This is a genomic window from Streptomyces sp. NPDC087422, from assembly GCF_044744145.1.
Classification (GTDB): domain Bacteria; phylum Actinomycetota; class Actinomycetes; order Streptomycetales; family Streptomycetaceae; genus Actinacidiphila.
In genome coordinates this window covers 1028779-1042199 of the sequence record NZ_JBIUXT010000001.1, presented here as the reverse complement: position 1 = coordinate 1042199, position 13421 = coordinate 1028779, and the positions used below count along the sequence as shown (strand labels likewise).

The 13421-nt window shown below is 73.2% G+C and carries 9 protein-coding genes and 1 pseudogene; 8 read left to right on the top strand and 2 right to left on the bottom strand.

Annotated features, from left to right (window positions below; translation table 11 throughout):
• Window positions 1-267 precede the first annotated feature (267 nt).
• Together malQ and ACIO6U_RS04875 are read left to right on the top strand one after the other, a co-directional pair.
• A complete protein-coding gene (gene malQ / locus ACIO6U_RS04880; protein ID WP_401715546.1) occupies window positions 268-2481 on the top strand; it encodes a 4-alpha-glucanotransferase in 2214 nt (737 codons plus the stop codon).
• A gap of 48 nt (window positions 2482-2529) precedes the next feature.
• Window positions 2530-2781: a hypothetical protein gene (locus ACIO6U_RS04875; protein WP_188282296.1), complete on the top strand. Its 252-nt coding sequence runs from the start codon at window positions 2530-2532 to the stop codon at window positions 2779-2781.
• A 157-nt stretch (window positions 2782-2938) separates the two neighbouring features.
• Here the strand turns inward: ACIO6U_RS04875 and ACIO6U_RS04870 are convergent, their stop codons facing one another.
• Window positions 2939-3454: a MarR family winged helix-turn-helix transcriptional regulator gene (locus tag ACIO6U_RS04870; protein ID WP_401715543.1), complete on the bottom strand. Its 516-nt coding sequence runs from the start codon at window positions 3452-3454 to the stop codon at window positions 2939-2941.
• 137 nt (window positions 3455-3591) lie between these two features.
• Between ACIO6U_RS04870 and ACIO6U_RS04865 the strand changes: the two genes are divergently transcribed.
• Window positions 3592-4914: an MFS transporter gene (locus ACIO6U_RS04865; RefSeq protein WP_401715541.1), complete on the top strand. Its 1323-nt coding sequence runs from the start codon at window positions 3592-3594 to the stop codon at window positions 4912-4914.
• Between the two features lie 288 nt (window positions 4915-5202).
• Here the strand turns inward: ACIO6U_RS04865 and pepN are convergent, their stop codons facing one another.
• On the bottom strand, window positions 5203-7776 hold the full coding sequence (gene pepN / locus ACIO6U_RS04860; RefSeq protein ID WP_401715539.1) for an aminopeptidase N: 2574 nt from the start codon (window positions 7774-7776) through the stop codon (window positions 5203-5205).
• 434 nt (window positions 7777-8210) lie between these two features.
• Between pepN and ACIO6U_RS04855 the strand changes: the two genes are divergently transcribed.
• The 5 genes and pseudogenes from ACIO6U_RS04855 to ACIO6U_RS04835 all read left to right on the top strand — a co-directional run bounded on the left by ACIO6U_RS04855 (window position 8211) and on the right by ACIO6U_RS04835 (window position 13238).
• Window positions 8211-8510: a hypothetical protein gene (locus ACIO6U_RS04855; RefSeq protein WP_355337185.1), complete on the top strand. Its 300-nt coding sequence runs from the start codon at window positions 8211-8213 to the stop codon at window positions 8508-8510.
• A gap of 214 nt (window positions 8511-8724) precedes the next feature.
• Window positions 8725-8970 (top strand): annotated as a pseudogene (locus ACIO6U_RS04850) (IS5/IS1182 family transposase); the annotation flags it as partial.
• Window positions 8971-9006: 36 nt separating this feature from the next.
• A complete protein-coding gene (locus ACIO6U_RS04845; protein WP_355337259.1) occupies window positions 9007-9315 on the top strand; it encodes an immunity 53 family protein in 309 nt (102 codons plus the stop codon).
• Window positions 9316-9786: 471 nt separating this feature from the next.
• A complete protein-coding gene (locus tag ACIO6U_RS04840; protein ID WP_401715537.1) occupies window positions 9787-10653 on the top strand; it encodes an ABC transporter ATP-binding protein in 867 nt (288 codons plus the stop codon).
• Window positions 10650-13238: an ABC transporter permease gene (locus ACIO6U_RS04835; protein WP_401715535.1), complete on the top strand. Its 2589-nt coding sequence runs from the start codon at window positions 10650-10652 to the stop codon at window positions 13236-13238. The genes ACIO6U_RS04840 and ACIO6U_RS04835 overlap by 4 nt, the downstream gene beginning before the upstream one ends.
• Window positions 13239-13421 lie beyond the last annotated feature (183 nt).

Genomic DNA, 13421 nt, shown 5'->3' with positions numbered 1-13421 from the left:
CGTCCGCCTCCCGGTCGCCTCGCCGCCGCCTTCCGCCGCCTTCCGCCGCAGGCAGGGGGCGGGAGGGTCACGGGCGGCCCTTTCGGCGCGTCGCGGACGGGCCGCGGGCCGCCTTCCGGAACTCCCCTCGAACGAGCGGCGCGGCGCGCCTCCGGGTACAGCGCGCGGCGTCGGGGTAGGGGTCAGTGCGGCTCCCGGGACAAACCCGTGCGAGCGAGGACGCGTGACCGACCGATCAACCCCTTGACTGACGAATGCGGAGGCCCGATGGACCGGGTGCGGCTTGCCGGGCTCTATGGCGTGGACGTGACGTACCGGCCGGCACCCGGGCGGGAGGTCCCGGTGCCGGAGGAGACGGTCGTCGCCGTCCTCGCGGCGCTCGGCGTGGACGCCTCGACGCCCAGCGCGGTCAAGTCCGCCCTCACGGCGTACGAGACGCGCCGGGCCAACCGGCTGCTCCCGCCGTGCACGGTGCTCAGATCGGGCCGCGGCACACTCGCGCAGGCGCTGCGCGCACTGCCCGAGGACACCCGGCTCACCGTCGAGACCGAGACGGGCGAGGCGCTGGACCCCGCCGTGACGCCCCCGCCGGGGCGGTACGCGCTGCGCGCGGCCACCGCCGACGGACGTACCTCCAGAGGCGACCTGATCGTGGCGCCCGAGCGGCTGGCGGGCCCGACGGGACGCGCCTTCGGCTTCATGGCGCAGCTCTACTCCACGCTCTCGCAGCGCTCCTGGGGCATGGGCGACCTCGGTGACCTCGCCGACCTCGCCGCCTGGTCGGGACGGACGCTGGGCGCCGGATTCGTCCAGATCAACCCGCTGCACGCGGCCGTCCCCGGCCCGCCCACCGACCCCTCCCCGTACCGCCCGTCCTCCCGCCGCTTCCCCGACCCGGTGTACCTGCGGATCGAGGAGGTGCCGGAGTACGCGTACCTGTCCGGCGAGGCCAGGGAGAAGGCCGACGCGCTGTCCCGCAGGGCCGCCGCGCTGCGCGACACCGTGCTGCTCAAGGACGCGCTGATCGACCGGGACGCGGTCTGGGCGCTGAAGGCCGAGGCCCTGGAGCTGCTGCGCGAGGTGCCGCTGAGCCCCGGCCGCCGCGCCGCCTACGTCGACTTCCTCGCCGAGCAGGGCCAGGCCCTCGACGACCACGCCACCTGGTCCACCCTGGCCGAACTGCACGGCGCCGACTGGCACAAGTGGCCCGCGGGGCTGCGCGACCCGCGTTCGCCGCAGGTCGCGCGGGCCCGCAGCGAGCACATGGACCGGGTCGACTTCCACTGCTGGCTGAGCTGGCTGACCGACGCCCAACTCGGCGCCGCGCAGCGGTCCGCGCGGGACGCGGGCATGACCATCGGCGTCGTGCACGACCTGGCCGTGGGCGTGCACCCCGCCGGTTCCGACGCCTGGTCCATGCAACACGTCCTGGCCACGGGCATGTCGGTGGGCGCACCGCCCGACGCCTTCAACTCCCGCGGCCAGGACTGGGGTCTGCCGCCCTGGCGCCCCGACGCGCTGGCCGCGACCGGCTACGCGCCGTACCGCGACCTCATCGCGCGGATGCTGCGGCACGCGGGCGGCCTGCGGATCGACCACGTCATGGGGCTGTTCCGGCTCTGGTGGGTGCCGGAGGGCCGCCCGCCGACCGAGGGCGCCTACGTCCGCTACGACGCGGAGGCGATGCTCGGCCTGCTGGCCCTGGAGGCGCACCGCGCGGGCGCGGTGGTGATCGGCGAGGACCTGGGCACCGTCGAGCCCGGCGTACGCGAGGAGTTGGCGGGCCGCGGCATCCTCGGCACCTCGGTGATGTGGTTCGAACGCGATTACGAGGGGACCGGGCCCGAGGGCGGCGACGGCCGTCCGCTGCTGCCCGAGGCGTGGCGCGAGTCGTGCCTGGCGACCGTCACCACCCACGACCTGCCCAGCACGGCGGCCCGGCTCACCGGCGAACACGTCGAGCTGCGGCACCGGCTCGGGCTGCTGACCCGCCCGCTCGCGGAGGAGGAGGCGGCCGACGCCGCCGAGGTCGCGGAGTGGCTGGCGCTGCTCGGCCGGCTCGGGCTGCTGCCGGAGGGCGCGGTCGACGAGGAGGCGGTGGTGAAGGCCGTTCACCGCTTCCTGGCGCGTACGCCCGCGAGCATGGTCGGCATCTGGCTGCCGGACACGGTCGGCGACCGCCGCCCGCAGAATCTGCCCGGCACCTGGGACCAGTACCCGAACTGGCGGCTGCCCGTCGCCGACGCCGACGGCACCCCGCTCACCCTGGACCGGATCGCCGTCTCGCCGCGGCTGTACGCGCTCGTGGACGACGTACGGCAGGCGATGGCGGAGGCGGGGGACACGGCGGTCGCGGCGGCGGCCGGGAGCGCGGCGACCGCCGGGACCGGGGCCGGGGCGGCCGTCGCGGCCGGGAGCGGGCCGGCCGTCGTGGCCGGGGCCGGGGCGGCGGAACACCCGGAAGGCCCGGAACACCCGTAAGGACACCCCGGGCGCGCGGCCCGTGAGGGGCTTCACTACATTGAGGGCGTGGACAAGAAGCTCACCAAGAAGGCCGTGCGCGCCGGAGTCATCACCGCCGGTACGACGCTCATGCTGCTCATGTCGACCCCGGCGTTCGCGCTCGCCCGCGACGACGGCGACGACCCGGGTTCCGGCCTGAGCGTCATCGAGACGCTCAGCCTGTTCGTGCTCGCCCCGCTCGTCCTGTTCGGGGTCATCGCGGGTCTGGTCATGGTGACCGACAAGACCCGCAAGGAGCAGGAGCACCCGAAGCAGTAGCCGCGGCACTCGGCCCTCGGGCCCCTTCGCCCCCTCGGCGCCGGACTTCCCGGCGCGCCAGGGGGCTTTGTGCTGCCCGCGCGGCGTCGGGCGCGCGGGCGGGAGACGGGTCCGCGGGTGGCGGGTCTGCGCGTGGCGGGTCCGCGGGTGGCGGGTCTCAGTGCCGGGCGCCCGGTTCCGCCGACGCGGCCAGCAGCAGCCGCAGCAGGTCGGCGAGCTGTTCCGCCTGCGCCGGTTCGACGGCGTCGAGCGTCGCCTTCTGGAGGGCGAGCCCGGCGCCGACCGCCTGGTCGATCACCCGCAGCCCCTTCTCGGTGAGGGAGACGCGCAGGCCGCGGCGGTCGTTCGGATCGGGCGCGCGGTTCAGCAGCCCGGCCCGCTCCAGCTTGTCCAGTCGGCCGGTCATCCCGCCGGTGGTGAGCATCAGGGCGGCCGAGAGCTGCCGGGGCGAGAGGGTGTACGGCTCGCCGGAGCGGCGCAGCGTCGCCAGCACGTCGAACTCGCCGCGGCCGATGCCGTACCGCTGGTACTCCTTCTCCATCCGGTCGCCCATCAGGCGCGCGATCCGGTAGATCCGGCCGAAGACGGCCATCGGGAGCGTGTCGAGGTCCGGGCGCTCCGACTTCCACTGACCGGTGATGGCGTCGACGACGTCGAGGGGTTCCTGAGTCATGGCCTCAGTATCGGGGCGGGGTCGCTCGACGGCAAGAAAGTAGCTTACAAGTAAGTAGCTTAGTGCTAAGTTATCTTCTGTCGACCTGACCGGTCGGCCTTCGTTCGGAACCGGAACCGGGATCGGGGAGCTTCACCATGTCGCTGCCGCGTACGCGAGCCACCACCGCACGACCCGCCGTCGCCCGGATTCCGGGGGAGCGGGCCCTGCTCGGGGCGATGGGCGTCGACTCGGTCGGCTCCGGGATGTACATCCCCTTCAGCCTGGTCTTCTTCCACCACATCACCGGGCTCTCCTTCGCCGTGGTCGGCGCCGTCCTGACCGTCGTCGGACTCATCGGCATGGGCACCCTGCCGCTCGCCGGGACCGCCGTCGACCGCTACGGCGCCCGCCGCGTCCAACTCCTGCTCTACGGGGTGCGCGGCGCCGGATTCGCGCTCTATCCCTTCGCGACCTCGCTGCCCGCCTTCGCCGTCGTGGCCCTCGGCACCGCTTTCGGCGACCGCGCCTTCCCCGCCGTCCAGCAGGCGTACATCGGCGAGGTCGCGAGCGGCGTCGACCGCGACCGCCTCCAGGCCGCCGCCCGCGCCCTGCGCAACGCCGGGCTCGGCGCCGGGGCGCTGCTCGCCTCGCTGGTCATCACCGTCGCAGGTGATCGCGGCTTCACCGCTGCCGCCTTGCTCAACGCGCTGAGCTTCGGCGTCGCCGCCCTGCTGATACGGAGTATCCGCGCCTCGCGGGTGCCGGACGGTTCCGCGACGGCCGAGCGGCCCGCCGCCGCCGGTTACCGGCTCGTCCTCGCCGACCGGGCCTTCCTCGGCCTCACCGCCGCCAACTTCCTCACCGCGCTGGGCTATTCGGCCCTCGCCGTGCTCTTCCCGCTCTTCATCGCGGGCACCCTGAACGGCCCGCAGTCGCTGACCGGCGCGGCCTTCACCGTCAACACCGTGCTGTGCGCCGTCGGCGGCGTCCACGTCGCCGGGCGCGTCCGCGGGCGCGGCGCCCGCCGCACCCGGTCCGCCGCGCTCGGCGCGGTGATCTTCGCCGCCGCCTTCGTGGGGCTCGGGGTGTTCGGCACGGTACGGCCGCAGGCCGGATGGGCCGTCGGCGGTGGGGTGTTCGCACTGGTGGCGCTCTACACGGTCGCCGAACTGGTGCACAATCCGTCCTCCAGCGCGCTCGCCGTCGCCGCCGCCCCCGAGGCTCTGCGCGGGCGCTACATGGCCACCTACCAGCTCTCCTGGTCCCTGGCCGCGACCCTCGCCCCTTCGCTCTTCACGGCCCTCTTCGCCGCCGACTCCCGGCTTCCCTGGGCCCTGCTCACCTTCACGGCGCTCTGCGCCGCCGCCCTTCTCCTCCGCCTCGAGCCCCGACTTCCCGCTGCCGCGGTCCGCCTCGCCCCCCTCCCGGCGCCCCCTTGCCCAGTGCCTCCCTGCCCGACGCCGGCCCTCGCGGCCTAGCCATGGGTTCACCTTGCGCGGGACGTGGCTTTTAGGGGCGCGGACCCGGTGGGTTCACCTTGCGCGGGACCTGGTCTTTCGGGGCGCGGCCCCCGTGCGTTCACCCTGCGCGGGGCCTGGTCTTTAGGGGCGCGGGGAACTGCGCGACAAGCCCCCACCGGCGGGTGGTCCGGCGACAAGCGAACTGCCCCGCCGGGGCGGGTGGTGACCCGCAGGAGGGCGGCAGCCGCACCGGGGCCCCGGACCGCGAAGGCGGTCCGGGGCCCCGGTGGCGAGAAGGCCGGACGGTCAGCCGGCGGCGGCGGCGTCGGCAGCCTGGGCGCGCAGCGAACGCTCCACACTGGAGCGGGACTCCACGACCAGGCGACGCAGCGCCGGGGCCGGATCGGCCGACGCCAGCCAGGCGTCGGTGGCGTCCAGGGTGGCCTGCGAGACCTGGAGGGCCGGGTAGAGGCCGACCACGATCTGCTGGGCCATCTCGTGGCTGCGCGAGTCCCACACGTCCTTCACCGTCGCGAAGTACCGCTCGGTGTACGGGGCCAGCAGCTCGCGCTGGTCGGTCTGCACGAAGCCGCCGATCACCGCCTCCTGCACGGCGTTCGGCAGCTTGTCGTCCTCCACGACAGAGGCCCAGACCGCCGCCTTGACGTCGGCGCTCGGCCGCGCCGCCCGTACCGCCGCGGCGTGCTGCTCGCCCGCCGAGGTCGGGTCGAGCGCCAGCTCCGCGTCGATCGCCTTCTCGTCCGCGCGGCCGGTCGCCGCGAGCCGGGACAGCAGCGCCCACCGCAGATCCGTGTCGACGGCCAGTCCCTCGTACGTCACCGTGCCGTCCAACAGCCCGGCCAGTACGTCCAGTTGGGCGTCGGTGCGGGCCGCGAGGGTGAAGGCGCGTGCCCAGGCGAGCTGGTGGTCGCTGCCCGGCGCCGCCGTCCGCAGGTGTTCCAGCGCCGCCTCGGTCCACCGCGCCAGGCCGGTGTCGCGCCACGCCGGGTCGGCGTACAGGTCGAGCGCCAGCTTCGCCTGCCGGTGCAGCGACTGCACCACACCGATGTCGGTCTCCTTGCCGATGCCCTGCAGCACCAGCTCCAGGTAGTCACGGGCGGCCAGTTCGCCGTCCCGCGTCATGTCCCAGGCCGACGCCCACACCAGCGCGCGCGGCAGCGACTCCGTGAAGTCCCCGACGTGGTCGCGGACCACGGCCAGCGACTGCTCGTCCAGCCGCACCTTCGCGTACGACAGGTCGTCGTCGTTGAGCAGGATGACGGCCGGGCGCGGCGTCCCCGCGGGGAACGGCACCTGCGTCGACTCGCCAACGACGTCCAGCTCGACGCGCTGGGTCCGTACCAGCTTGCCGTCCACCAGGTCGTACGCGCCGACCGCGATCCGGTGCGGGCGCAGCACGGCCTCGCCCTTCGCGCCGACGGGCAGCGCCGGGGCCTCCTGCCGTACCGCGAGCGAGGCGACCGTACCGTCCTCGGCCACCGTCACCTCCGGCCGCAGCACATTGATGCCCGCCGTCTCCAGCCACGCCTTCGACCAGGTCTTCAGGTCGCGCCCCGAGGTCTCCTCCAGCGCGCCCAGCAGATCCGCCAGCCGCGTGTTGCCCCACGCGTGCCGCTTGAAGTACGCCTGCACGCCCGCGAAGAACTCGTCCTCGCCCACGTACGCGACGAGCTGCTTCAGCACCGAGGCGCCCTTGGCGTACGTGATGCCGTCGAAGTTGACCAGCACGTCGTCCAGGTCGTTGATCTCCGCCATGATCGGGTGCGTGGACGGCAGTTGGTCCTGCCGGTACGCCCACGTCTTCATCGAGTTGGCGAAACTCGTCCACGAGTGCGGCCACTTCGAGCCCGGCGCGTACGCCTGGCAGGCGATCGAGGTGTACGTGGCGAACGACTCGTTCAGCCACAGGTCGTTCCACCACTCCATGGTGACCAGGTCGCCGAACCACATGTGCGCCAGCTCGTGCAGGATCGTCTCGGCCCGCGTCTCGTACGCGGCGTCCGTGACCTTCGACCGGAACACGTACTGGTCGCGGATCGTCACCGCGCCCGCGTTCTCCATCGCGCCCGCGTTGAACTCCGGCACGAAGAGCTGGTCGTACTTCGGGAAGGGGTACGCGTACGCGAACTTCTCCTCGAACCAGTCGAAGCCCTGCCGGGTGACCTCGAAGATCGCCTCGGCGTCCAGGTACTCCGCCAGCGAGGGACGGCAGTAGATGCCCAGCGGCACGCTGCGGCCGTTCCCCTCCCAACTGCTGTGCACAGACGCGTACGGGCCGACGATCAGGGCCGTGATGTACGACGAGATGCGCGGGGTCGGCGCGAACACCCACACGCCGTCCGCCGGGGGCTCGGGGGTCGGGGAGTTCGAGATCACCGTCCAGCCGGCCGGGGCCTGGACCGTGAAGGCGAAGCTCGCCTTCAGATCCGGCTGCTCGAAGCTGGCGAAGACGCGGCGGGCGTCCGGTACTTCGAACTGCGTGTACAAATATGCTTGCTTGTCGACCGGGTCGACGAACCGGTGCAGGCCCTCGCCGGTGTTGGTGTACGCGCAGTCCGCGACGACCCGCAGCTCGTTCTCGCCGGAGCGCAGGCCGGGCAGCGCGATCCGCGAGTCCTTGAACGCGGCTGCCGCGTCCAGGGGCTCGCCGTTGAGCACCACCTCGTGCACGAGGGGGGCGACCAGGTCGATGAACGTTTCCGCTCCCGCCTCGGCGGCCTCGAACCGTACGGTGGTCACCGACCGGAAGGTGCCGCCCTCCTGGGCGCCGCGCAGGTCCAGCTCGATGTCATAAGCGTCCACGGTGAGCAGGCGCGCACGCTCCTGCGCCTCCTCACGCGTGAGGTTCGTACCAGGCACGGTGGCCCACTCCTTCTCGTCAGATGAGACGCCCATCCTCGCACGGCACGTTTCCGTTCCACGGCTCGCCGCCAGGGCTTTGTCTTTTCCCGCCCTCCCCCTACCTTCGGCGGGGGGACCCCCATGCCGTGCGGGTGCTTTGTCCTCTGCGGGTGCCGCCTGTGCCTGGTCGGTCCCGGTCCGGGGCACCTCCTCGAAATGCGGCTACCTGCTCCCGTGTATCCGGCACCCTCCCCGTCACCGCATTTCTGCGGGGGCACCCCGGCCCGTCCCCTCCCGGTACGTCGGCGTCCGACGGTCCGCTGTGGCTGAGGAGGAGGGGGTGGATGGGGGCCGGGTTCTGGGCGGCTGGCGGGTGGGCTGTTGGTGATCGTCAGCCGGGTCGGGTGGAATGGGGGCGTTGATCACTCTCATGCGATGGGCGAGGAGCTGGCGTGGCCCGATGGATGGTCCTGATAAGTCCGGTCGGCGGTTCGCCTCACGGGCCCTATCGGGTTGACACCCTCACCGAGTTCGAGGCCAGCCATGAGGAGGCGCCGGGCGTCTTCCTCAACCTGGTGAACACCTTCGACCGCGACGTGCGCAAACCCCGGCGCAGGCAGGCGTTCAAGTGCTCCGAGCGGACATACGTCCTCCGTGTCGAGGGCTACATGAAGCAATTCGAGTACCGCTTCGAGCTTGCCGAACTTGTAGCCGACACCGCTGCCCCAGACCTTCCCGACACCATCCAGTAGCCCGATTCGCCTAGGGCCTGTCCGGCGGATCTTTGTGACCATCTGATGATGTGGTCGTTGTTCTGGTCGTGGGGCGGGGTGATCCGACCAACGACGAGTGGATGCGGCTTGAGTCGCTTCTGCCGAAGTCTGGGGGGGTTGGGGCGGCCGTTGGTGCGATCACCGGCGGGTGATCAACGGGATCCTTTGCCGGGTCCGTACTTGAGCATGGTCGCGAAGGACTCAAATCAAGCACACCATCCCGAGCCCAAAGGCCAGCGGGCCAAGCGTCGAAGCCGCGGCGGTAAAGGGTGCCGACCCGCCAGCTTCGACAAGGAGATGTACAAGCGACGCAACACGGTCGAGCGCACGGTCAACCAGCTCGAATAAACACTTCAGGGCCGTCGCGACGCGCTACGACAAGCGGGCCTACGTCTTTCACGGGACGGTCACCGTCGCAGCGATCCGACTCTGGCTGCGGGCCCGATCCGTCGGGCAGCTTCTAGCATCTGCGTCTATGTCCAAATCCGAGCATGTCCTTGACTGGTTGCAGAGCTGGTACGCCTCACAGTGCGATGGCGACTGGGAACACGGATGGGGCGTGAAGATCGAGACGCTCGACAACCCGGGCTGGGCCGTGACGATTGATCTTGAGGAGACGGACTTGGCGACCCGCGAGTATTCCCCACAGCGGGTCATGCGAGGTGAGCACGACTGGGTGATGACTCGGACGGCCGAGGGGGCGTTTCACATCGCGTGTGGCCCCGGCAACCTGACCGAGGCCCTTTCACTGTTCCAGGTCTGGGCAACAGCGAGAGTCCAGTAAGTGATGTGACCGGCGGGGCCGTCACCCTGTCAGCATGGGTCGACCACCCCACCCCCTTTCCCCGGCAACCCCCCTCGGCGGGCGGGCGCCGACGTACCCGAGCCCACCCGCTCACCCCCCTCCCCGGCCACCCCCACCGGACCGTCGGACGCCGACGTACCGGGAGGGGACGGGCCGGGGTGCCCCCGCAGAAATGCGGTGACAGGGAGGGTGCCGGATGAGCAAAGAGCAGGTAGCCGCATTTCGAGGAGGTGCCCCGGACCGGCACCGACCAGGCACAAGCGGCACCCGCAGACGAAGAAAACACCCGCACGGGTGGGCGGGTGGGCAAGACAAGACAACGGCGGCAGCCGTCACGCCGGGACGGGGGTTGTCCCCACCATGGGGACGCCAGGGGACGCCATGGTTCGGGCGAGCGCGGCTCCGTAGCGTCGAGAGGGTCGGGAAACGGACTGAGCTGAGGGGAAAGAGATGGCGTCGCGGCGCGAACGCAAGCGGGCACAGAAGGCGGCGGACGCCGAAACGACAGGCACGCCGGCCACGGCGGACGCGGCGTACGCGGCGTACGCGGTGGAGCTGAGAGAAGTGCGGCGCACATACGGCCGCGGCGAGGCCGCGGTACACGCGCTGCGCGGCATCGATCTGGGGCTGCCCCGCGGCAGCTTCACGGCGGTGATGGGCCCCTCCGGCTCGGGGAAGAGCACGTTCCTCCAGTGCGCGGCCGGACTGGACAAGCCGAGCGCCGGGCAGGTGCTGCTGGGCGGGGTGGAGATCACCGCGCTGAGCGAGAAGCGGCTGACGGAGCTGCGGCGCAGCCGCATCGGGTTCGTGTTCCAGTCGTTCAATCTGCTGCCGTCGCTGACCGTGCAGCAGAACGTCCAGCTCCCGCAGCGCCTGGCGGGCGAGCGCCCCGACCGGCGCCGGGTGGCGGAGCTGCTGGCCCAGGTGGGCCTGGAAGGCCACGGAAGGCGCCGCCCCGGCCAGCTCTCCGGCGGGCAGCAGCAGCGCGTGGCCATCGCGCGGGCGCTGGTCACGGAGCCTGACGTGATCTTCGCGGACGAGCCGACGGGGGCGCTGGACACGGGGACGGCCCGCGAGGTGCTGGGGCTGCTGCGGCACGCGGTGAACGGGCTCGGCGCGACCGTGGTGATGGTGACGCACGACCCGGTGGCGGCGTCGTACGCGGACCGCGTGCTGTTCCTGGCGGACGGCTCGTTCGCTGACGAGCTGTGGCACCCCGAGCCGACGGCGGTCGCGGACCGGATGGTGGCGCTGACCCAGCGCGAGACCCGGCGCGAGACCGGGCGCGGCGCGGGACGGGTGGGGGCGGCGGCATGAACGGCCTGGCCCGCGCCTCCGTGCGCTTCAGGCCCGCGTCCTTCGTGGGCACCTTCGTCGCGCTGCTGTTCGCGTCCGCCGTCATCACGGCGTGCGGCAGCATGCTCCAGACCGGGATCACGGCGCATGTGAAGCCGGTGCGGTACGCGGCCACGCCCGTCGTGGTGGCGGCCGACCCGTCGGCGCGGATCACCACGGGGCACGGCGACGACGCCGACAGCGACGCGGCGTCGCTGCCGGACCAGCCCCGCGTGGACACGGCGCTCGCCGACCGCATCGCCCGCGCGCCGGGCGTGTCGGCGGCCGTACCCGACACGGCCTTCCCGGTGCAGTCGAAGACGCTGCCGCCGCTGACCGGCCGCGACTGGTCCGCCCACGCGATCGACGCGAGCACGGTGGTGCGGGGGCGGGCGCCCGGTACGGGCGAGGTCGCCCTGTCGGCGGCCACCGCCCGGGCGGCGCACGTCGGCGTCGGCGACACCCTCACGCTGACCACCCCGACGGGCGCGACCACGTACAAGGTCTCGGGCCTGACCGACACGGAGACCAGCACCGGCGCCGGCGCGAAAGACGGCACCAGGGCAAGCGCTACGACAAGCGCCACGGCCGGCGCCTCGGCCTACTTCGCCGACCCCGTCGCCGACCGCCTGTCGGGACACCCGGGCCGCACCGACGCCATCGCCGTGCTGCCCGCCAAGGGCGTGAGCACGGACGAGCTGGCCCGGCAGGTGGAGGCCGCGGTCAAGGGCGCCCCCGGCGACCCGGCGAAGGTGCGCACCGGCGACGGCCGCGGTCTCGCCGAGCACCCGGAGCTGGCCGAGGGCAAGGAGATGCTGACGGCCATCGGCGCCTCGTTCGGCGGGATCGCCACGGCGACGGCCGTGTTCGTGGTGATGGGCACCGTCGCGCTGGCGATCGGCCAGCGCGGCCGGGAGATCGCGCTGCTGCGCGCCGTCGGCGCGACCCCGCGGCAGATCCGCCGCACCGTGGCGACCGAGGCGATGCTGGTGGCGCCGATCGCGGGCGCCGCGGGCATCCTGCCCGGCGTGGCGCTGGCCCGCTGGTGGGTGAGGCAGCTCGTCCACCGGGACGCCGTCCCGGCCGGGGTGACGCTCAGCACGGGCTGGATCCCGATGGTGAGCGCGGTCGGCGCGGGCCTGCTCGCGGCGTTGGCCGCCGGATATCTGGCCGCCCGCCGCCCGTCGAAGGCCCGGCCGAGCCAGGCGCTCGGCGAGGCCGCGGTGGAGCGCCGCAGGCCCGGCGTCATCAGGACCGTGCTCGGCGCGGCGGCCGTCGCGGGCGGCTGCGTCCTGGCCGCCGTCGCCGCGCACACCACGGGCGAGGACGCCGCGAACGTCGCCCTCGGCATCGTCTTCTGCTTCATGGTCGGCGTGGCCTTCCTCGGGCCCGTCGTGGCCTGGGCCGCCGCCGCGCTGCTCGGCCTGCCGCTGCGCGCGGGCGGCGCCGCCTCGCAGCTCGCCGCCGCCAACAGCCGGGCCAACGCCCGCAGGCTGGCCTCCGCGATCACCCCGATCGTGCTGGTCACCGCCTTCTGCGGCACGCTCCTGTGCATGCAGGGCTCGCTCAAGCACGAGGCTGCCCACCAGATCGAGGACGGCGTCGTCGCCGACCAGGTGCTCGGCTCGTCCGGCGCGGGGGTGCCCGCCGACACCGCGCAGCGCGCCGCGAAGGTGCCCGGCGTGGACGGCGCGGTCGGCGTCCTGCGCACCGGCGCGCTCTACCGGGCTTCCGGCTCGCTCAACTCCGCGTCCCTGCTGGGTGTTTCCGGAGACCCGGGCAAGCTGCCCGACGTCCTCCAACTGGGGGTCAAGACCGGCTCGTTGAGCGCGCTGACCGGTGACGGCCGGACCGTCGCCGTGGATTCGCTGCTCGCCGGTACGGCGAAGGTGAAGGTCGGCGACCGGATCCCGCTGTGGCTCGGCGACGGCACCCGGGTGCGGCCCACGGTCGTGGCGACGTACGAACGCGGCCTGGGCATCGGCCAGTTGCTGATGCCGCGCGCGGCAGTGGCCGACCACGCGCGGACGGCGTACGACACGCAGGTGCTGGTGCACGACGCGCCCGGCGCGGACCGTACGGCCGTCGCGCGGGACCTGTCGCGGCTGGGCGTCGCCGGGCTCACGGTCACCGACCGCGCCGGGTACCGCCAGCAGGCCGACAAGGAGCTGGAGTTGAACGCCTGGGCGAACAGCGTCATGGCCGCCGTCCTCGGCGGATTCGCCGCGGTCGCCGCCGCGAACACACTGGTGATGACGGTGCTGGACCGGCGCCGCGAGGTCGCGCTGCTGCGGCTGGCGGGCACCACGCGCCGCCAGGTGCTCGGCATGGTCCGCCTGGAGGCGCTGCTGGTCGCCGCGGCCGGGCTGCTGATCGGCGGTGCCATCGCGTGGATCACCCTCGTCCCGATCGCCCGCGGTCTGACCGGCGCGAGCCCGTACATCCCGCCGGGCACCGCTCTCGGCCTCGCGGGCGCCGCGACGGTCATCGGCCTGCTCTCCACCGCCCTTCCGGCCCGCGCGCTGCTGCGCGCCAACCCGGCGGCGGCGGGTGCGGCCCGCGAATAGCCCACCGGACACGGTGAGTTGAACGTGTTCGGTGCACGCGGACAGGGCGGCCGTCAGGAAAACGGCCGCCCTGTTCACGTACGTACCGGGGGTGGGGGGGGGGGGGGGCCGCGCCCCCCCCCCCCCCCCGCCCCGCGGGGGGGGGGGGGGGGGGGGGGGGGGGGGCCCTGGGCCGGCGCGGGC